This is a genomic window from Acinetobacter sp. TUM15064, from assembly GCF_008980265.1.
Classification (GTDB): Bacteria; Pseudomonadota; Gammaproteobacteria; order Pseudomonadales; family Moraxellaceae; genus Acinetobacter.
In genome coordinates this window covers 1-20,578 of the sequence record NZ_BKFU01000049.1, presented here as the reverse complement: position 1 = coordinate 20,578, position 20,578 = coordinate 1, and the positions used below count along the sequence as shown (strand labels likewise).

Annotated in this window: 19 protein-coding genes; 4 read left to right on the top strand and 15 right to left on the bottom strand. The window is 41.4% G+C overall.

What is annotated here, in order from left to right:
- The first annotated feature begins 145 nt into the window (after nucleotides 1–145).
- Both GBI16_RS13540 and GBI16_RS13535 read left to right on the top strand, forming a co-directional pair.
- Nucleotides 146–745 carry an XRE family transcriptional regulator gene (locus tag GBI16_RS13540; protein WP_086210589.1) on the top strand — a complete coding sequence of 200 codons (600 nt, stop codon included), beginning with the start codon at nucleotides 146–148 and terminating at the stop codon, nucleotides 743–745.
- A 264-nt stretch (nucleotides 746–1,009) separates the two neighbouring features.
- The gene (locus GBI16_RS13535) at nucleotides 1,010–2,323 is read left to right on the top strand and encodes an ammonium transporter (RefSeq protein WP_404814606.1); all 1,314 of its coding nucleotides are present in this window, start codon (nucleotides 1,010–1,012) and stop codon (nucleotides 2,321–2,323) included.
- A 99-nt stretch (nucleotides 2,324–2,422) separates the two neighbouring features.
- Here GBI16_RS13535 and GBI16_RS13530 read toward each other — a convergent pair whose 3' ends face one another.
- The 9 genes from GBI16_RS13530 to GBI16_RS13490 form a co-directional block, all read right to left on the bottom strand.
- Entirely contained in the window at nucleotides 2,423–2,806 is a 384-nt protein-coding gene (locus GBI16_RS13530; protein WP_151707250.1) for a carboxymuconolactone decarboxylase family protein, read from the bottom strand.
- 2 nt (nucleotides 2,807–2,808) lie between these two features.
- Complete coding sequence (locus tag GBI16_RS13525) at nucleotides 2,809–4,257, bottom strand: NAD-dependent succinate-semialdehyde dehydrogenase (protein WP_151707249.1); 1,449 nt, start codon at nucleotides 4,255–4,257, stop codon at nucleotides 2,809–2,811.
- 151 nt (nucleotides 4,258–4,408) lie between these two features.
- The gene (locus tag GBI16_RS13520; protein WP_151707248.1) at nucleotides 4,409–5,578 is read right to left on the bottom strand and encodes a porin; all 1,170 of its coding nucleotides are present in this window, start codon (nucleotides 5,576–5,578) and stop codon (nucleotides 4,409–4,411) included.
- Nucleotides 5,579–5,615: 37 nt separating this feature from the next.
- The gene (locus GBI16_RS13515) at nucleotides 5,616–7,019 is read right to left on the bottom strand and encodes a cytosine permease (RefSeq protein ID WP_151707247.1); all 1,404 of its coding nucleotides are present in this window, start codon (nucleotides 7,017–7,019) and stop codon (nucleotides 5,616–5,618) included.
- A 352-nt stretch (nucleotides 7,020–7,371) separates the two neighbouring features.
- The gene (gene tgnC, locus GBI16_RS13510; protein WP_086210595.1) at nucleotides 7,372–8,841 is read right to left on the bottom strand and encodes a (Z)-2-((N-methylformamido)methylene)-5-hydroxybutyrolactone dehydrogenase; all 1,470 of its coding nucleotides are present in this window, start codon (nucleotides 8,839–8,841) and stop codon (nucleotides 7,372–7,374) included.
- A gap of 14 nt (nucleotides 8,842–8,855) precedes the next feature.
- On the bottom strand, nucleotides 8,856–9,893 hold the full coding sequence (tgnB, locus tag GBI16_RS13505; RefSeq protein ID WP_086210596.1) for a flavin-dependent trigonelline monooxygenase oxygenase component: 1,038 nt from the start codon (nucleotides 9,891–9,893) through the stop codon (nucleotides 8,856–8,858).
- Nucleotides 9,894–9,895: 2 nt separating this feature from the next.
- Nucleotides 9,896–10,828, bottom strand: coding sequence for a flavin-dependent trigonelline monooxygenase reductase component (gene tgnA, locus GBI16_RS13500; RefSeq protein WP_086210597.1), 933 nt, complete (start codon nucleotides 10,826–10,828; stop codon nucleotides 9,896–9,898).
- Nucleotides 10,829–10,856: 28 nt separating this feature from the next.
- Nucleotides 10,857–11,648: an alpha/beta fold hydrolase gene (locus tag GBI16_RS13495; RefSeq protein ID WP_086210598.1), complete on the bottom strand. Its 792-nt coding sequence runs from the start codon at nucleotides 11,646–11,648 to the stop codon at nucleotides 10,857–10,859.
- Nucleotides 11,617–12,219 (bottom strand): amino acid synthesis family protein, encoded by a 603-nt coding sequence (locus tag GBI16_RS13490; protein WP_086210599.1) that lies wholly within the window; start codon nucleotides 12,217–12,219, stop codon nucleotides 11,617–11,619. The genes GBI16_RS13495 and GBI16_RS13490 overlap by 32 nt, the downstream gene beginning before the upstream one ends.
- A 152-nt stretch (nucleotides 12,220–12,371) precedes the next feature.
- Between GBI16_RS13490 and GBI16_RS13485 the strand changes: the two genes are divergently transcribed.
- Nucleotides 12,372–13,037 (top strand): GntR family transcriptional regulator, encoded by a 666-nt coding sequence (locus GBI16_RS13485; protein WP_086210600.1) that lies wholly within the window; start codon nucleotides 12,372–12,374, stop codon nucleotides 13,035–13,037.
- 12 nt (nucleotides 13,038–13,049) lie between these two features.
- Nucleotides 13,050–13,334 (top strand): DUF1330 domain-containing protein, encoded by a 285-nt coding sequence (locus GBI16_RS13480; RefSeq protein WP_086210601.1) that lies wholly within the window; start codon nucleotides 13,050–13,052, stop codon nucleotides 13,332–13,334.
- Between the two features lie 162 nt (nucleotides 13,335–13,496).
- Here the strand turns inward: GBI16_RS13480 and GBI16_RS13475 are convergent, their stop codons facing one another.
- Genes GBI16_RS13475 through purU form a run of 6 tightly spaced genes read right to left on the bottom strand, consistent with a single transcriptional unit; the run spans nucleotide 13,497 to nucleotide 20,462 of the window.
- Nucleotides 13,497–14,165 (bottom strand): sarcosine oxidase subunit gamma, encoded by a 669-nt coding sequence (locus GBI16_RS13475; RefSeq protein ID WP_086210602.1) that lies wholly within the window; start codon nucleotides 14,163–14,165, stop codon nucleotides 13,497–13,499.
- Nucleotides 14,166–14,167: 2 nt separating this feature from the next.
- Complete coding sequence (locus GBI16_RS13470; RefSeq protein WP_151707246.1) at nucleotides 14,168–17,083, bottom strand: glycine cleavage T C-terminal barrel domain-containing protein; 2,916 nt, start codon at nucleotides 17,081–17,083, stop codon at nucleotides 14,168–14,170.
- A complete protein-coding gene (locus GBI16_RS13465; protein ID WP_086210604.1) occupies nucleotides 17,080–17,412 on the bottom strand; it encodes a sarcosine oxidase subunit delta in 333 nt (110 codons plus the stop codon). Before GBI16_RS13465 ends, GBI16_RS13470 begins: the two co-directional genes overlap by 4 nt.
- Before the next feature lie 12 nt (nucleotides 17,413–17,424).
- Nucleotides 17,425–18,663 (bottom strand): FAD-dependent oxidoreductase, encoded by a 1,239-nt coding sequence (locus GBI16_RS13460; protein WP_086210605.1) that lies wholly within the window; start codon nucleotides 18,661–18,663, stop codon nucleotides 17,425–17,427.
- Between the two features lie 42 nt (nucleotides 18,664–18,705).
- Nucleotides 18,706–19,599 carry a bifunctional methylenetetrahydrofolate dehydrogenase/methenyltetrahydrofolate cyclohydrolase FolD gene (gene folD / locus GBI16_RS13455; protein WP_086210606.1) on the bottom strand — a complete coding sequence of 298 codons (894 nt, stop codon included), beginning with the start codon at nucleotides 19,597–19,599 and terminating at the stop codon, nucleotides 18,706–18,708.
- Entirely contained in the window at nucleotides 19,596–20,462 is an 867-nt protein-coding gene (gene purU, locus GBI16_RS13450) for a formyltetrahydrofolate deformylase (RefSeq protein ID WP_086210607.1), read from the bottom strand. Before purU ends, folD begins: the two co-directional genes overlap by 4 nt.
- Nucleotides 20,463–20,578 lie beyond the last annotated feature (116 nt).

Sequence of the window (20,578 nt, the reverse complement as noted above, 5' to 3'; positions counted from 1 at the left end):
ATTTGATAAAAAACAGCCAAGCCTTTAATTTCCTTATAGGAATATTTATTTCACAAGAGGATTATTAAAATATAGAACAATAGTTTTTTATTTTTAGTAGAATTTAAAAGGCATAATTTTCAAAACAGTGCAGAGTTGAACCATAATGAGTCAAACCAAGAACAGCCTAAAGTTGGAACAATATATAGGTATTCAAATTAAGAAACATCGACAAGAACAGAGCCTCAAACTGTCTGAAGTAGCCCAAATTTCAGGTATTAGCCAAGGCATGTTAAGTAAAATTGAAAATGCTCAGGTTTCGACTAGCCTTGAAACTCTTAGTCGCCTATGTGAAGTCCTCGGTATTCCAATGTCAACGTTGTTTAGTCAATATGACCAACAAGAAAGTAATGCCATGTTGGTTAAATCAGGTGAAGGTATGGAAGTTGTACGTCGTGGAACTGAAAAAGGACACACGTATCATCTCATTACGCATTCACGTGGCCCACGTAAAAATTTTGAGGCTTATTTGGTGAGTATGGATGATGCTAGTGAGGAGTTCCCGACCTTTGCTCATCCTGGTACAGAAATGTTGTATCTGGTTGAAGGTGAATTAATGTATCGCCATGGTCATGAAATTTTCCACATGCAGCCAGGTGACTGTTTAACACTTGAAGGTGAAATCCCACATGGACCAGAAAAACTGATTAAAGTGCCAATTCGTTTACTCTCAATTATGAACTATGGATCAAATGGAGAAGTATAAGTTTCTGTATGGTACCTGTTTTAAGAAATGGTGCATGTGAAAATATTAAAGCTAAATCACATACACCTTTCAATCATTTCAATGTTTCATAGTTTTATCAATCACACTACATTGTCACGTCATAAGAATGCTTAATAAATAATCATGGTACAAGAATTGCTTTAACTGAAAGGAAATTATTATTCTCTTTAGGAATGCTGATCTTATGTATTTCTATTTAAGAGCCAATCAAATAAGCAAATCCTCCATTGGGAGTACTTCATCATGATTCATGTGTTAAAAAAAATCTTTCTGGCCTTGCTATTCCTTATTCCTACCTGTGTTTTTGCCGAAGAACCTCACTTAGATGCTGCATCTACAGTATGGATGATGATCTCTGCAATTTTAGTACTGATGATGTTCATTCCAGGTCTTGCCTTATTTTATGGTGGAATGCTACGGTCAAAAAATGTTTTGTCCTTGTTCTCTCAATTCTTTGCCGTTGCAGGTATTTCAGCCATTTTATGGGTGGCATTTGTTTATAGTATGACCTCCGACACCAGTAACATGACCGAAGGGAATTTAAACCTTAATAGTTTTGTAGGTTCCTTAAATAAAGCATTTCTACTCGGCATAAATGACCAGACCTTGGTGGGCGGTGTGCCTGAGTATGTGTTGATTACTTTTGGTCTAACTTTTGCCATTATTACACCTTGTATTGCCATTGGTGCTTTTGCAGAACGTATGAAGTTTAGTGCTGTTATAATCTTTGCTGCACTTTGGCTGACTTTAGTTTATGGCCCTTTAGCACATATGGTCTGGGGTGGCCCTGGGGCAATTATGCACAACTGGGGGGTGTTAGATTTTGCTGGCGGGACAGCGGTTCATATTAACTCTGGTATTGCGGCCTTGGTCGGTGTATTGGTTTTGGGGAAACGTCACGGCTGGCCTACGACAGCGATGCCGCCACACAATTTAGTATATACCATGATTGGTGCTGCACTATTATGGGCAGGTTGGTTTGGTTTTAATGTCGGTTCTGCGCTCTCTGCCAACACCACAGCGGGCGTCGCACTGTTAACCACAATGCTTGCGACTTGTGCAGGTATTACTGGTTGGATGTGTATTGAAAAAATGATGGCAAAACATGTGACATCTCTTGGACTGGCTTCAGGAGCGGTTGCTGGCTTGGTTGGCATTACGCCTGCTGCTGCCTATGTTGGACCATTAGGTGCGCTTGCGATTGGCTTCCTTACAAGTATTTGTTGTTTTTATGCTGTGACTACATTAAAACGAAAATTTGGTTTTGATGATGCTGTTGATGTATTTGCCTTACACGGTGTAGGTGGCATGGTTGGGGCAATATTAACAGGCATTTTCTGTATTCCTGCTTTAGGGGGTACTGTAAGCGATGTTAATTTAGTCCAGCAATTCTTTGCTCAAGTTGCAGGCATTGTCTTAACTATTGTGTACTGTGGATGTTTTACATGGCTCATTATGAAAGGCATAGATATGACAATCGGGTTACGGGTCAGTGCAGAAGAAGAACAGCAAGGTCTTGATATTATTGAGCATAACGAACGTGCTTATAACAGTTAAAAAATAATAAAGTAGGTGCTTTATACTTTGATGTAATGGCACAACGAACCAAATAAAAAGAGAAACTGCTGTTTCTCTTTTTATTATTCATACATAGCACTAAGCGTCTGCTTCAAACTCTTTAATCGCTTCTTTAGCAATACGAAAACTATCCACTGCCGCAGGTACGCCACAGTAAATTGCGACTTGTAGCAATACCTCACGAATTTTTTCTTTGGGCACACCATTACGCAATGCACCTTTGACATGTAGTTTTAATTCATGTGGACGGTTCAAAGCAGAAATCATCGCCAAATTAATCATGCTTCTTTCAGCTTTCGAAAGTTCTTCTCTGCCCCAAACTGCGCCCCAGCAATATTCTGTCACAAGCTCTTGTAAGGGAAGATTGAAATCATCGGCATTGTTGAGTGAGTTATTGACGTATTCTTCACCCAAGACTTGCTTACGAATAGCTAAACCTTTTTCAAGTTTTTCATTGCTCATACTTAAATGCCTCCAAATAAAGTGTATTTAATTTCAAGATAGTCTTCGATGCCGTATTTAGAGCCTTCACGCCCTAAACCAGAATGCTTTACGCCACCAAAAGGTGCAACTTCATTTGAAATGAGACCTTTATTGATCCCAACCATACCGTACTCAAGCTGTTCACTCATACGCCATGCACGGCCTAAGTCTCGGGTATAACAATAGGCTGCAAGACCATATTCTGTGTCATTTGCCATCTGTACGGCTTGATCTTCAGTTTCAAACTTAAATACCGCTGCAAGTGGACCAAAAGTTTCTTGAGTTGCCACTAACATGTCAGTATTTGCATCGGCAATCAGTGTCGGTTCAAAAAACAGAGGGCCTGCTACGTGGCTTTGTCCACCAGTCACTAAACGACCCTGCTTGGAAAGTGCATCTTGAATGTGTGATTGAACTTTTTCCACTGCGCCTTGATTAATCAATGGGCCAATTTCATGTCCTGCGTCTAAACCATTGCCGACTTTTAGGGCTTCAATTTTACTTTTGAAGACTTGAATAAATTTTTCATAAATTCCTGCTTGCACCAAAAAGCGATTTACACATACGCAGGTTTGTCCTGCATTTCGGAACTTGGCGATTAAGGCACCTTCAACAGCGGCGTCGACATCAGCATCATCAAATACAATAAACGGTGCGTTGCCGCCCAATTCCAAGGAAACTTTTTTCAGGGTTTTTGCTGATTGTTGCAGAAGCATTTTCCCTACTGGTGTTGAGCCAGTGAACGTAAACTTGCGTACAGCATCACTAGAGAAAATGGCATCACCAATTTGCACTGCGTCGCCTGTAATCACACTCAAAATTTCTGCAGGAATTCCAGCTTGTACCGCTAAATCAGCTAAGGCTAGAGCTGTAAATGGTGTTTCAGGTGCAGGTTTGACAATACAAGGACAACCCGCAGCCAGTGCAGGTGCCACTTTTCGGGTAATCATCGCAGCAGGAAAATTCCAAGGGGTAATCGCTGCAACGACACCAATAGGTTGTTTGTTTACAACAATGCGCGCATCGGGATAAGGGCTAGGGATAACATCCCCATAAATTCGTTTCGCTTCTTCAGCAAACCATTCAATAAAACTGGCAGCATAAACAATCTCACCTTTGGCTTCAAATAAAGGCTTGCCCTGTTCAATGGTCAATATCGTTGCCAATTCATCACTATGTTGAATAATCAGCTCATACCATTTTTTTAATAAAACTGAACGTTCTTTTGCAGTTTTAGTTTTCCACATTGGCCATGCGGCATAAGCTGCTTGAATCGCACGTTCTGCTTCAGCTTTGCCCATATTGGGAACATGACCGATCACTTGCTGATTAGCAGGGTTATAAATCGTGGTTGTTTGTTGATTATCTGCATCGCACCATTGCCCTGCAATCAATGCTTGCTGATGAAAAAGTGGTCCCATTGGAGTCATTGTATATCCTACCTTTTAAACTGTAACTTCAGTCAAAATATCTGTAGCGCGTATTCCGTTAACTGAATAATAAATTGGATACCATATTATTGAAATATGGTATACCAAATAAATGAGGAAATTTTTTTGAGCAGTCTGCCCATTTTACCAATTAGAAATAATAGAAGAAGGTTAAGTTCAACAGTCTATTCCATTTGTCATCAGCATCGCCTTGTGCTAAAGCAGCCTGAGTTCCACCAATAAATGGGTCATTCTTACTGAAGATATATTCAGCCACTAAAGATACCTTTTTATAGTCAAATGAAGCACCTAAAAAGTTTCGGGTTGAATCTTTATAGCTATCCTGATCTTTGACATAAGTGGTATATGCCGCATACGGTGTAATGCTTAAGCCTTTGTATACATCTTTAAAATTATAACGAACATCGGCTGTATAAAATGCACCCTTATTGGCAACGTCATATTCACCATCATAAGAACCCATCACTGACTCATGTGGACCAGTTGAATCTTGATTGCTTACTGAATTTTTACCACCGGTAAGTGTCAATGCTAGATTTTGATAAGCCAAACTTCCAAACAGTGCCCACGCTTTACGGGAGCCGTCTAAGTCTGTGGTCTTATTTTCAATGTCTGAATACCAGTAAGAACCGCCTAGGTTTAAACTCAGATCAGGTATGCTACTTAATTTAATATCTTGGCTAATTCGTCCAATCCACATATTTTTTTCATTCAGTGTTGAACGTGTTGGATCATCCGATTTTACAAAGTTACCTGTATAGCGTGCTGAATCACGACTATCGCCATGGTAATTTCCACCATCAGTAGCAAAGTAAGCCAAATCTATTTTGGTTGAATTCAGTTCATGATGGTAGTTCACGCCCAAATTATGTGCATCTTCTAAGCCCATGGTGTTGTTAATACCACCATATAATGAACTTTCCCAAAAACGTGCCACACCAAAAGGAATCGGTTGTAAACCTACGGTCACATTTTGTTGCTCATTAAAACGATAACCAGCATAAGCATCAACCAAAGTCGAGAAATCGCATAAGGTACTGTACTGATAGCAACGGTATTCACCATGTGCAAACCATTTCGGTGTTGCATAGTCTAAAGCCAGCTTTGCAACATTAAATTGCAGTTTATGGTCATTATCGGAACCATAATTTTTATCTTGGTAATTGGCACGTACATAACCTGAAATGGTCAGTGCGCCAGTGTCGGTTTGTGCATCACCCAAAGTAATTGCTGCAAAACAAGGCAGTGCGAGACTCGTACTGATTAAACCTATGCCAAAACGATAGTATGAATATTTCATTTTTTATTCCTTACAAACTTAATGTCTTTACGCTGACTTAACATTTTTTGGTTGAGACGTCGTAATGACGTGCAGAGACCTTGGACTGATTTAACAAGTAATAGATCACTGCGGTAACCAACATGCCGACAATCCAAGAAATATCGACATCTGGAATAATGTTGGCAAATGTACCTGTAAAGAATGAGTTGGTCAGGAATGGAATTTGAACCACAATTCCAATGAAATAGGCAGCGAGGGTTTTGACATTGTATTTACCGTATTTACCACCGTTTTCATCAAAAATAGAATCAATGTCATAACGCTTTTTATTGATGTAATAGAAATCCATCAGGTTAATAACAACCCACGGAATAAGAATAAATAACAACGCAAAGATGAAGTTTAGGAAGTAGCTGATAAAGCTGCTTGATGCCCAGAGTGCAGTTCCTGTCGAAAGAATGAGCACGAAGATCGACAAAAAAATGCGCGTATTTTTACTCGGAATCCACTTCCCTGCAAACGTTTGAATCGCAGTAATAAAGGAAAGTGATGCACCATATAAATTCATGGCATTATGCCCGATGATATTGCATAAGAACAAAATCATGAGGACATAGCCAAAACCACCTGTGACAGTTTTAACCGCAAGCATGGCATCATTGGTGGTCATAATACTGACTGCAAGCATACCAAAGCTAAATGCAATGATCGTACCTAGAGCTGCACCTAAGTAGGTATTAATAAACGGTTTGAAAATACCAATTTCTTTAGGTAGGTAACGTGAGTAATCCGAAGTGTAAGGAGAAAAACTAATTTGCCAGATTGCGCATACGCAGAACATAGCAAACCAACCTTTTAAGTTAAAAGACCCTTTGGCAAGCACCTCAGCCGTTACATGCGGAATCATCAGTGCAAAACCAATTAAAAGCGCCCCCCCCATAAACCATGTGCCAATTTTGTTGAACTTATGGATAAAGTGATAACCAATAATCCCGATTAAGGTCGCAACAATCGCACCAATTACGGTTGCTGTCGGTATGGGGATTGCAGGAATAACGGTATGTAAGGTTTTACCCGACAAAATAATGTTGGAGGTAAAAAAGCCCAGATAAATGAAAGTCGTGAAAATAACCACCAATAATGCGCCATAGCGACCAAATTGTGCACGACTCTGGATCATTTGAGGAATGCCGACCTGTGGCCCTTGCGCCGAGGTTAAGGCTAAAATAGCGGCGCCAAAGAAATGACCAAACAGAATTGCTGTAAAGGCACTGATGATGTTCAATTTAAATGTCTGTACAGCCATAGCACCCGTAATCACCGCCAAGGGTGCAATATTGGTACAGAACCATAAAGTAAATAAATCTTTTACGTTGCCGTTTCTTTGCGACGGATCAACATAATCGATACTGTTGCTTTCTATTTCAAAAGCTTTTCCTGTTGTTGCATTTTGACTCATATCCTTAATCTCACTTTTATAGAGAATTGGCCTAGATGACGATTCCAAGAATTCTTTCAAGGAATTTTTTATTCCCAAAATGCAAAGCAATTTTTAAACCATTTATTAATTAATCTAAAAAATATTGCAATTGAGCCTCGTCTACTAGGGATATCCTTTTTGTTAAGTCAAACGGAATTGAATAAAATAAAATTTTGTAGATCATTGTTTTAAAAATTATATAAAGCAATGCTGTGCCAACTCGATATCTACATCGAAGTTGGCTCAATCGAAAATCCATTTTCTTCGAGCAATCCGTTTATTTAAATTATCTAAATAATTAAATAATCTTAAAATATGGCATAAACTAGCTTTACCTCATGACGAAGGGGTCATCAATCGGGTCATCTGAGGTTCTTAGCCATACCGTTTTAGTGGTGGTGTAATCTAATACCGCATCTAAGCCACCTTCGCGACCATGGCCCGATAAACCATAGCCGCCAAAGGGAGCTAAAGGAGAAACGGCTCGATAGGTGTTTAACCAAACAATACCTGCACAGATCGCTTTGGTCATGCGGTGGGCACGGGTTAAGTTGGTAGTAAATACACCTGAAGCCAAACCATAAGGGGTGCTATTGGCTTTTTGGATGGCTTCTTGTTCAGTGGTGAAGCTATCTACCGATAGCACTGGTCCAAACAATTCTGTGGTAATACAATCGGCCTGAGGTGCCGTACTACAGTCCAAAATGGTTGGCGCATAATAAAAGCCATCTCTGTCTAATGCCTGCCCACCCGTCAACAAAATTGCTCCTTGTTGAATAGAAGCCTGTACCACCTGCTCAATTTTTTCACGTTGGCGCAAAGTACAAAGTGGACCATACTCAGTGGCCATGTCATTTGGTAAACCAACACGAATATGCTGTACACGCTCAACCAATTTTTCCAGAAATTGATCTTTGATACTGGCTTCAATCAATAAACGCGAACCAGCCACACAGCTTTGACCTGTTGCTGCAAAAATTGCAGCCACTTGTGCGTTGACTGCACTTTGTAAGTCAGCATCTGCAAATACGATAAAGGGAGATTTACCGCCGAGTTCCAAAGAAACCTTGGCTAAATTTTCAGCACTATTTTTGATGATATGCTTAGCTGTTTCAGGCCCACCCGTAAAAGCGACATGCGCTACTTTAGGGTGGCTACTCAGCACTGCACCACATTCAGGACCGAAGCCTGTAATAATGTTCACGACACCTGCTGGAAAACCTGCGGCATGCACAAGTTTTGCAAACTCAAGTAAAGGCCCTGGCCCTTCTTCTGATGCTTTGAGCACGACAGTGCAACCTGCGGCCAAAGCTGGACCAAGTTTAACAGCAGACAAAAACAGTTGGCTGTTCCAAGGCACAATCGCAGCAATCACCCCAACAGGTTCACGCACGGTCCACACTTGCATGTCTGGTTTATCTACAGGAATAAAGCTGCCCTGTATTTTATCTGCAACACCTGCGTAGTAACGGTAATACTGCGCCACATAAGCAATTTGACTAGACGTTTCACGTATAATCTTGCCTGTATCCTGAGTTTCAATTTCAGCTAACTGCGGTGCAGCCTGTTCAATTAAATCGGCAAGTTTATAAAGCAACTGTCCTCGCTGAGATGCAGTTAAGCTAGCCCAAGCAGGATCAGTTAATGCTTGCTGTGCAGCATCGACAGCACGATTGACTTCATCGTTGCGTGCCTCGGGCATTTCTGCCCACACTTGACCAGTTGCAGGGTTAATACTGCTAAAACGTGCAGCACCCGCTTCAAACTGACCGTTAATATACAATTGAAATTCTGAGGTCATCGTCCTTGCCTCTCTTATGCAAATGCAGGCATTACTTCATTGATCATACGTTCTAACGAAGCTTTTTTGCGTTCAAAACTCATACCAGTGTCAATCCAGAATGAATATTCGTTATATCCCATCGCTTCATAAGCTTTCAGACGATCAATTACTTCTTGCGCTTGACCAATCACATTATTCTTACGCATTGCTTCAGGGGTATAAAATGGATGTGCTGCGATTTCTTCAGCACTTAATGGTGCAATTAAGCCTTGAGTAATTTCTCGCTCATTTTTAAACCATGCACCAAAATAGTTATAGAACGTATTAATTTCATCAGCAGCCAATTGAGCGTCTGCTTCACTGTCAGCTACATAGGTATGGCGGAGTAACATAATTTCAGGGCGAGGAATATCAGCAAACTTTTCACAAGCTGTGTTGAAGTGTCCCATTAGTTTTTCAACTTCGTCATCGCCAAAATGTAAAGGTGTCACTTGCACATTACAGCCGTTTTGCACCGCAAACTCGTGGCTGTTTGGATCACGCGCAGCCACCCAAATTGGCGGAAAAGGCTGTTGAAGGGGTTGCGGTGCTGATGTTGTTTTCGGGAACTGCCAAAACTCACCTTTATGTTCGTAATCGCCTTTCCATAAGTTCTTTACAGCGGGAATCATTTCACGTAGACGCTGACCTGCACTCCATGCATCCATTCCAGGAACCATCCGTTCATATTCAAATGAATAGGCTCCACGGGCAATCCCGATATCTAAACGACCATTGGTAATAATATCGGTCATCGCTGCTTCGCCAGCAAGCTTAATGGGATGCCAAAAAGGGGCAACAATTGTTCCTGTACCTAGACGTACATTTTGAGTTTTATTGGCCAAATCCGCTAAATTAATAAAGGGGTTAGGAGCAATAGTAAAGTTCATCGCATGGTGTTCACCCGTCCAAATCGCATGCATACCGCCACGGTCTGCAATTTGACAGAGTTCAACCATTTCATCATAAAGTTGCTTCTGTGTTTGTTGATCAGAAACTCGTTCCATATGCACAAATAATGAAAAACGCATGATTAAACTCCCTCTTTAACAATTTGACGAACCGTTCCGCTGGTTTGATTACCGTAATAAACACCATATGTTTTTAGGTGATTCTCTTTACGATAACGCATTAACATACTTTCTAAGGCACTATCGACAAATTCGAGTTGTTCTAATTGGTTTAAATCGACAAAGGTTCCCGCAATGGCATCATCTACTGGGGTATTACATAAGAATGAAATATATTGTTGTTGATTTTCAATATTTTCATAAACCGAATAAATGAAGCTAGCAGAAGCATCGGGCTGATATTGTTCAAAAATGCTTTCTAATGCTTGATCGGCACCATCTTTGCCGACCATGACATGTGGAATCGTCCATTTATGATCAGGCGTTTCTACCAAGAGAATTTTATTTTCATGGCCAATAATGGCACTGATCACGACTTTCGGACCAGTAATGACTTCAGCAGAAAGTTTTGCTGGAGTGAAATAGCCGCCACGGTAATAGCCTAATCCAGCAAAACCTGCCGATGCAAAATTTTCAACTTTACCAATTAAAATCGCATGATCACCCGCATCCACAATCTGATGCGTCGTGCAGTCAAACCATGCACTTACTTGATCAATTAATGGGTTCTTGCAAGGGCTGGTTATCCATGCGAGATTTGCAAAACGGTCATCACTTGGGCGTGCAAAGGTATTTGAAATATCTTTTTGCTCTTCTGCCAAAATATTAATTGCAAAATGTGCAGCATCCGCAAAATTATGATAATTGCTTGATGTCTTGGCAATACTGACAAGCAGTAAAGCTGGGTCCAAAGACACCGAAGCAAAAGAGTTGGCAGTAAAACCTAGAGGCGTTCCATCCTCTTTACAGGTAGTGACTACGGTAACGCCAGTCATGAAAGACCCAAAAGCGTCGCGTAGTTCGCGCATTTTATTAACTACATCCTGTTCACTCATGTCGATACTCCTGTGATCGATCAGCAACCTAAGCGGCTGTATTCAGCCAAGCTTGCATTGCCTGATTAACTTTTTCTGGTGCGGTTAAATTCACCATATGTCTTTCATTTTCAATAATAACGGCTGTTCCATTTGGCGCTTGATTCGCCATTTGTTCGGTCATTTCTGCTGTTGAGTTTGGGTCGTCTGTCCCAGTTAAAACCAGTGCTGGGCAGGCAATTTTTGACCAACCATCTGCATAGGTTTCATCTCCGCTGGCAAATGCTGAATATGCGGTGGTATACCCCAACAGATTTACACTTTCTAACCAAGATTTCACTTTTGCTGAAGCAATTTGTTCTAGTTCACTTTCACCAAACCAACGTTGTAACGGTGTTTCAACATCAATATGGCCATGCTTCAACTCTTCAGCACGTTGCATTACCGCTTGGCGAGCTTGAGGTGTTCTACGGTATACCCCATTTAACACCGCCATACGTTTGACCAAATCAGGACGCGTGACACTAACACCTGCGGTAATCAGTGAGCCCATGGAGTGTCCAGCCAAATTGACTGGACCTAAACCTAACGCACTAATAAATTCAATGGTCCAGTCGACAAAGTCTTGTAATGAGGCATCGACTGGTAATTGAGTACTTTGACCATGACCGGGCATATCCACTGAAATAACCCGATATTGGTTCGAAAAAAATTCGATTTGCGGGTACCATGCTTCCGCTTGCATACCGACTCCGTGAATGAGAACCAAAGGTTCTCCTTCACCTTGCTCAAAATAGTGAGCAATACGGTTATTTGACAGCTGCTGGGTTTTTGAGATCATGTCCTAACTCTTCTAAATCCTTGTAACGATCACCAATACGGTGGTGTGGACGTCCTGTTGTCGCAGCACCAATTACAATCACAATTTCATCTGGTCCAGGTGCATCAGGGATGGCGAATTGCAACGTTAAATAATGTGAGCGGCGACCTTCATCATTTTTATCCATCATTGGAACTAAAATGGCTGCATTGGCTGGACCACGAGTATTGTTAAAGGCCAAGTACGATTTGGCTTCTACTGCACTGCGATAAGTGTTGCCAAAATGTAAGGTGTGAATAAGCGCTGAAGCATGTTCAAGTTCACCATTTAGCCCTACAACGGCACTTTTACCAAACGCTTCAACGGCTGCACCAGAACCGACCTCATCAATAATTAATTTGGTTAAGTGTTCACTTAAAATGGGTGCGATACGACGGATTTCTGGGGTTAAGTTTTCAACATAGCCCTGTCCTGCCCATGGATTTTTAATGACTGCGGCGGCTGCAACCATTTTTAATGGTGTTGCGGCTTCTTTCGCGCCATCTACATAGGTGGTTTCTATATGAAGTACAGTTTTGCGTATCAGGTTCATTGTTCTTCCCTGTTGAGTCGGTTAGTATTGTTATACATCTTATGGTATACCATAATACATAATGAAAAAAATGCAATACTTTGTTATGCTCTTTTCCAAAGAAAGTTATGTAACAAAATTGCGACTCACATATTTAGGTAAGATCGACTCTTATGAATCTTAAAATTGAAAATCCACCAGTCACCTTGCGTGAACTTTGTTTAGAGAAAGTTCGCAATGCGATTATTACGGGCTACTTTCCATCGGGCAAACGTTTGGTAGAACGGACATTATGTGAAGAGCTAGGGGTCAGTCGTTCTGTGGTCCGTGAAGTGATACGTTACCTTGAAGCAGAAGGCCTTGTTGAAATTTTGCCAAACAAAGGCCCTATAGTTTCTTTACTGAATTGGGACATTGCTTCGCAAATTTATGAAATTCGATTGTTGCTCGAACAAAGTGCTGTAGCGGACTGTACTAAAAATCTTAATGATGCAACCCGTGAACGTTTAAAGGTTCTACTGGCCGAATTAGAACAAGATTTTGCAGCTGATGATATTAATCACATTATCGCAACATCTGCCAAACTCTATGAAACCATCTTTAACACGGCTAAACATTACATTGCGTGGGAAGTGGTACAACGTTTAAATGGTCGGATTAGCCGTTTACGTGCCATGACTATGAAATCAACCAAGCGAGAAGTTTCGGGTTATCAACGAATTAAAAATATCTGCGAAGCCATTTATATTCATCAAGACCCCGATCGGGCAAAACAAGCCGTCGCTGAGCATATTGCGGAAGCCGCTGCAGTTGCTAAAAATGTTTTAGATCAGGCTTAAAAGGAATTCGCCATGACTGCTTACTGGATTGCACATGTAACCATACATGACATGCAACAATACCAACACTATATGCAATTGGCCCCTGCTGCATTTCAGAAATATGGCGCTAAATTTTTGGCTCGTGGGGGTAACTCACATAGCTTAGAAGGTCATGAATTTAGCCGTCATGTTGTAATTGAGTTTGCAGACTTAGCAACGGCACAAGCATGCTATGACTCCGAAGAATATAAAGCTGCTCGCCTCGCTCGTGAAGGCTGTGCCGATGTAATGATTAGTTTGGTTGAATCAGTCTAACTGTCTGAATAATTTTATATTCTTAATCAATTGAACACTCGAAGACAGATTATGTTCTTTCATGGGCTAATATTGAATTTTCGTTTTAGCATATAGCCAATACCGATCTGAACATTAGGTTGGGGAAAATGATCAAATCGGTATTTGATTGGCTATATCGGTTTAGAAGATGGCTTCAATACCTGCCACCTGCCCATCAAATTCGTCAATTGCATCAATCAAGACGTCCCAGAGGTATAAAGCAGCCGCACGGTCACACAGCAGATTAAACTTTTGGGTTTGAGCATCACTGACATTAATCACAATCGCATTAATCCGTGCAATAGAGGTCTGCGCTATTTGTCCCACTGCAAATTCTTCCTGATGCAAATTCACGCCACAAAGTTTTGCCATGACCAGCGCTACATGCTGCCCTGTTAACTGAATCCATGCATGACTGTCTTGACGCGGCAATAAATAGTTTGCCCGCTCATCCAACGTCCAGCCTTGTTCAAGCTGGCTGACACGTTCACCAAAGTCATGCAGTGAACCCAATATACAATATTCAGTGAAGGATAAGCGCGTAACCCAACTACCATCCTCTTGCTCTAATGCCTGATTCGGCTTTTCTGGTAATGTAAAACCATAGGAATTTAGATATTCTGCTGCATCTTGCCCACGAAAACCGACTCGAGATAAATTGGTTAAATCGACGATTGCACACTGCTGAATCTGTTTTTCTGCGGCTATATCTATATCTTTTAAAAATTGTTTACCCAAGCCAAAAGTTTGATAGGACGCAGTCGTACTTTTCGCAATCGGGCTACGTTCCACTTCGTATAATGTGTTCATATTTAAATCTCCTGACGTTGGTTTTTCGGATCATAGAAAGGGGCTTTTACCACCGTCGCATGCACCACATGACCTTTTTCTACCCGAATCGGGAATTGCTGTCCAATTTCACTTTGCTCGATGCCGACATAAGCCATGCCAATAATTTGATTTAGCGTAGGCGAGTATTCACATGAGGTAATATTTCCAGAAATATCATTACCATCCAATACAATATGACCTTCAAGTGGCTTTTCTTGAGTTTTATCTAAAACAAAAGAGACCAATTTACGTTTTAAATTTTGTGCCTCTAAAATTTCAATGGATCGTTTACCCACAAACCAAGGTTTACTCCGTGCCACTGCCCAACCCAAATCAACTTCTTGAGGATGAGTCATACCATCGGTATCTTGGCTAATGATGATATGGCCTTTTTCTAAACGTAACACACGTTGGCTTTCTACCCCAAATGGTCGCATGTCAAAGTCTTGACCTGCTTGCATCAGTTTATCCCACATAAATTCACCATAGCGTGCGGGAAAGTGGATTTCATAGCCCAATTCACCCACAAATCCAACCCGTAAAATACGGACTGGAATGCCATAAATGGTTCCTACACGAAGTCCTAAATATGGAAAAGCTGCATTGGATAAGTCCACATCCTGACAAACCATTTGCATCACTGCACGTGAGTTTGGCCCCGCAATATTCACCGCTGCAAGTGCTGTAGTGACATTGGTAATATCCACATTCAAACGCCATTGCACATTCCACTTCAGCATTTGTTGATAGATTCGATCTACACCACTGGTGGTGGCTGTCACGTAAAAATGATTTTCACTGAGGCGCCCTGCAACCCCATCATCAATCACCACACCATCTTCATTCGCCATAACCGCATAGCGGGTTTTACCCACAGGCAACTTGGCGAATCCAAAGGTATAGAGGCGATTTAAGAATTCAGCACTGTCTGAACCACGAATCTCTAAGCCACCCAAAGTCGATACATCAATCATGCCGACATTTTGGCGCACATTCAGCACTTCACTTTCGATGTTTTGCAGACGTTTATTGGCATCACCGTAAAATGCAGGACGTTGCCAATTACCCGCGGGCATCATTTTTGCGCCTGCTTCAATATGACGTGCATGCATTGGGGTTTGACGGTACGGATCAAATCTACGTCCCGCAACATGCGCGAGTTTTTCTGCGGTAAATGGTGGACGTGCAGTGGTTACACCTGTTTCACTGACACTACGATCTGTCGATTTCGCCACTAAACGCGCAGTTGGTAAGGCTGAATGACGACCTTGCGATGGCCCCATACCAACAGTTGAAAAACGCTTAACCAATTGCACATCACGATAGCCGCTCTTGGTGGCATTCACGATATCTTTAATTTGTAAATCTTCATCAAAATCGACAAATTCTTTGCCTTTAGGGTGACTAAAGATCGGCCAAGGAAAATTCACATCTTGATCAGAGAATTGTTGCAACGATAAACCCTCATCAGCTTGCTCCAACGCTCGTGTAGCCGCCAATTTTGCAGTTTGTTGTGCATTTTCTAGAACATGCTCAAGCTTATGTATCCCATTCACTGAACCTGCAACATACAGTCCTTTGGGTAAACCAGAAAGGGTAAATTCAGCTTTGTGATCATCATAACTAAGCTTGGCACCCGCCTGACAAAGCAACTGATACACTGGCATATAACCCGAGGACATACACAGTACATCACATGGGATTGTTTGAGACTCTGTGCCGACTTCTCCTTCAGAGATAATCTTACGAATATCAACACCCGTTACACGATGCATATGTTTTTCATGGAGTGCTTCGTAAACGGTACTGCCCATATAGCACGGGATTTTTTTGGCTTTGAGTGCTCCGTAAAGTGCAGCATCCTTCGCGGTTTCTCGCATGTCGACCAAGGCCACAACATTTAAGCCGGCATCAATTAAATCCAGTGCAGCCAAATAGCCATCATCATTACCTGTCAAAATCGTAATCTTCTGACCCGGTTGAACAGCATAGAGTTTCATTAAACGCTGCACCGCACTGGTTAAAATCACCCCCGGTAAATCATTATTTCGAAATACCACAGGTTGATCAAAGCTACCACTTGCCACAATACATTGCTTCGCGCGGACTTTATATAAACGCTTGCCTTGAATCACAGGCAGATAATGATCGGTAAACCATGCATTACAGATGGACTCCGTCATTACGGTAATATTGGCATGCTGCTCGACTGCACTCAGTAGTTGTTGACGTAAAGCATTGGCTTTTTCACCTTTAAGGTCGAAACGTGCATAGTTCAGGCTACCACCGAGAATTTTATCTTGCTCAATTAGCAATACCTTTGCGCCAGCATCTGCTGCACTGAGCGCTGCTTGCAGCCCCGCTGGACCAGCACCCACAATCGCGATATCGGTAAATAAATAAGCCTTGTCGTAATATTCAGGTTCAAAATTGAGGTCCAATACCCCTAAACCTGCTTTTTTACGAATGATTGGTTCCCAAAGTTTCCACACGCCTTTCGGTTTATAAAACGAGCGATAATAGAACCCGACAGGCATAAATTTGGAAAATCTTCCTAAAAATGCGTCCGAGTCTTTCATCAGGGAACCTGAGAAATTTTGCCCACTAGAAACCAATCCAGAATGAATGATTGTCGTATCTGCTAACACATTGGCTTCATGTGGCAATTGGATTAAGGTATTGGCATCTTGACCAGCCATCGTGAGTGGCGCACGTGGACGATGGTACTTAAACGAACGGGACATCACCCAACGCTGGTTGGCAATCAAGGCACTGGCGATGCTATCCCCTGCGAAACCTTTAAATTTTTCAGCGTCAAATTCGAATTCAATTTCTTGGCTACGATCAAGTAATGTACCGTAAGGCAAAGGGAGTCGGGGTAAGTTTAAATTGCTCATGTTAATGACTCCTTCTGTTGCTGTGCGACAGCTGTTTTTTTACTTTCTACGGCTACAAATTCAACGCGCGTATTAAAAATTTCTTTGGCATCAAAAGTTCGGATAATTTCATCTGTTACGGTATGGCGTTCTGCGATAAACCAGTAACTACTGGGGGTATGCATCCACCATTCACGTACAATTCCTGCGGTGTTATCGCTATTAAAAACGTAGTCTGCCCATTCAATATCGGTACAGGTATTTTGATCTGGCATCTGTTTGACTTCACCGCCATAGGTAAATTCACTGATGTTACGAGGTCCATTCAAAGGACAATGCATAATTTTCATCTGATATTCTCCTTAATGGCTCGCAGCCGTTGCACCCATTTCATTCACTTGTTGGAAGCGACTAAAACGTTCTAATTCAAAAGGTTTAATCATTTCTGGTGTGCGACCTGTCGCCACCATTTCTGCCATGGTTTTTCCACAAATTGGCGTTGCCTTAAAGCCCCAAGTGCCCCAACCTGCATCCAAGTAATAATTGTCATAAGGCGATTTACCCATAATCGGGCTATAGTCTGGTGTCATGTCGGTGATGCCCGCCCATTGACGCATCAGTTTGGCATTGGCCATAAAGGGGAACATTTCAATTGCATGGGCAAGTAAACTTTCTTTTAAATCTAAAGTTGAACGCGTGTTATAGAGCGGATAAGGATCGGAACCGCCACCAAATACAATTTCCCCACGGCTGGTTTGTTGCACATAACAATGCAAAGCCGAAGAACTCACCAAAGGATTCAGGAAGGGTTTAAACGGTTGCGTGACCATGGCTTGTAAGGGATAAGTATGAATCGGTGCACGAATTTTCAACTTATTCATTAAAATAGAGGATGCTCCTGCAATCGCCTGAACAATACAGCCGCATTGCACTGTGCCACGATTGGTTTTCACAGCAGTAACTTTATTATTCTCGATCACAAAGTCTTGTACTTCAGTTAACTGATGAATTTCTACCCCACGTTTGGCTGCTTCTTTGGCATAACCCCAAGCAACGGCATCATGTCGTGCGGTTGCACCATCGATATGCCATAGGCCTGCTAGAACGGGTAAATGTCCTGGGTCTAAATTCAAGCAAGGAACGAGTTCTTTAATTTGTTGGCGGTCAATCATTTCTGTCCGACCACCAAAATGCTTATTCACTTCTGCGCGCTGACGGAATGCGCGCACCGTTGAATCTGTATGCGCTAAAGTCAATTGCCCGCGTTCAGAGTACATAATGTTAAAGTCAAACTCATTCGAGAGATCTTTAAACATACGTACCGATTCAGCATAAAATTTCACACCTTCAGAAGTTAAATAGTTCGAACGAATAACAGCAGTATTTCGCGCTGTATTACCACCACCAAGGTAGGACTTTTCCAATACCGCAATATTGGTAATCCCATGATATTTAGATAAATAATAGGCTGTTGCTAAACCATGACCACCGCCACCAATAATGACAACATCATAGTGTGATTTCAGCTCCTTCGGTGGAGGTAAATCCACTTCCACTGGATATTCATTACTTAATCCATACTTCAGTAGGCTAAATGGCATGGCGTAATCCTCCGCGGTGCGATGTAGCACCTATCAAAAATTCTATAAATTTGGATACTGCAAACGGACAGCTTGTACTGTGTTTTTCATAAGATAGGCAATCGTCATTGGACCCACGCCCCCTGGCACTGGAGTAATTGCACTCACCATCGGTAAGACATCATTGAAGTCGACATCCCCTACTAAGCGAGGTTTTCCATCTTTGATAATTCGGTTAATTCCTACATCAATAACTACGGCATCAGCTTTTAAATAGGATGCAGTAACCATATTTGGCTTTCCGACAGCTGCGACTAAAATATCGGCTTGTTGGCAGACTAGATGTAAGTCTTGAGTCTTAGAATGTACAACGGTAACTGTACAATTCTCTTTTAACAGCAATGCAGCCATGGGCTTGCCTACAATATTTGAACGACCGATAATAACGGCATGTAGACCACTCAAATCTTGACCTAAAGTTTCTTTAATTAAGCGTACGCAACCCGTTGGGGTACATGGTGTAAGTACGTCTCGCCCTTGGCTCAGCCCACCGACATTTTCACTGTGAAAGCCATCGACATCTTTTTTAGGATCAATGTGTTCTAACACTCTTATTTCATCAATTTGTTTGGGCAATGGCAGTTGCACCAATATGCCATGTACGTTTGGATCACTATTTAAAGCATCAATGGTTTTAAGTAAATCTGTTTCACTTAACTGTTCATCAAAACGAAACTCTAAAGAACAGATGCCAACAAATTTGGCTTTTTCGACTTTATTGCGGACGTACACGTGACTGGCAGGATCATCACCCACTAAAACCACCGCCAGACAAGGCTCAATACCTTGTTGTTGCAATGTGATCACATCATCTTTGACTTCTTCTAGCACGCGCTGGGCGATTGCTTTGCCATCAATAATTTTGTCATCATCTTGTTGTAATAAGGCCAGACTCATTTGAACACCACTGTACGGTTATCATTCATAAATACGCGATGTTCTACAAAATATTTCACTGCTTTTGAAAGTGCGATCGTTTCAGTATCACGACCAACTGCAACTAGATCTTCAGGAAGATAAGCATGATCTACACGCTGTACAGCCTGCTCAATAATTGGACCTTCATCTAAGTCACTGGTGACAAAGTGTGCGGTTGCACCGATGAGTTTTACCCCACGGTCAAAGGCTTGATGATAAGGTTTTGCCCCTTTAAAACCTGGTAAAAACGAGTGGTGAATGTTGATGGCACGACCTGCCAATTGTGTGCATAAATTATTTGATAGAATTTGCATATAGCGCGCTAATATCACTAGCTCAGTTTTAGTTTCATCAATGATTTTAAGGAGTTCTTCTTCTTGCTGTTGTTTGGTTTCTTTGGTCACAGGAAGATAAATAAAACGGATACCTTCACGTTCAGCAACTGCACGTAAGTCTAAGTGGTTAGAAACTATTGCCGTAATTTCAAAATTTAACTCACCTTTATGCTGGCGATATAATAAATTCAGTAAGCAATGATCAAACTTACTCACCATAATCATGACTTTCATGGGTTTTTTCTTTTCATAAAACTGTGCATTTAATGAAAATTTCTCTGACACCTCTGCAAAGCCGAGTTTTAGTTGCTCAAGATCTCCATTGCCATCATTGAAGCGAAAAACAATACGAGTAAAAAAGCGTCCAGTAATTTCATCGTCATATTGCGACATTTCACTAATAAAACAATTGTTTCCTGCCAGATAGCCTGAAACTGCAGCGACAATGCCAGAAGCAGCTGGACAAGAAATTTTTAAGACATACTGGTTAACAAGATCGTGAGACATGGTATTTCCTCAATATAAATTTGTAGGAAGTCGGAATCTGAAATTTAAAAATTCTCTTAAAGAATTATTTTTTCCTATTGGGAATTTATATAAGATTTTTTTTTGATCGTCTATCT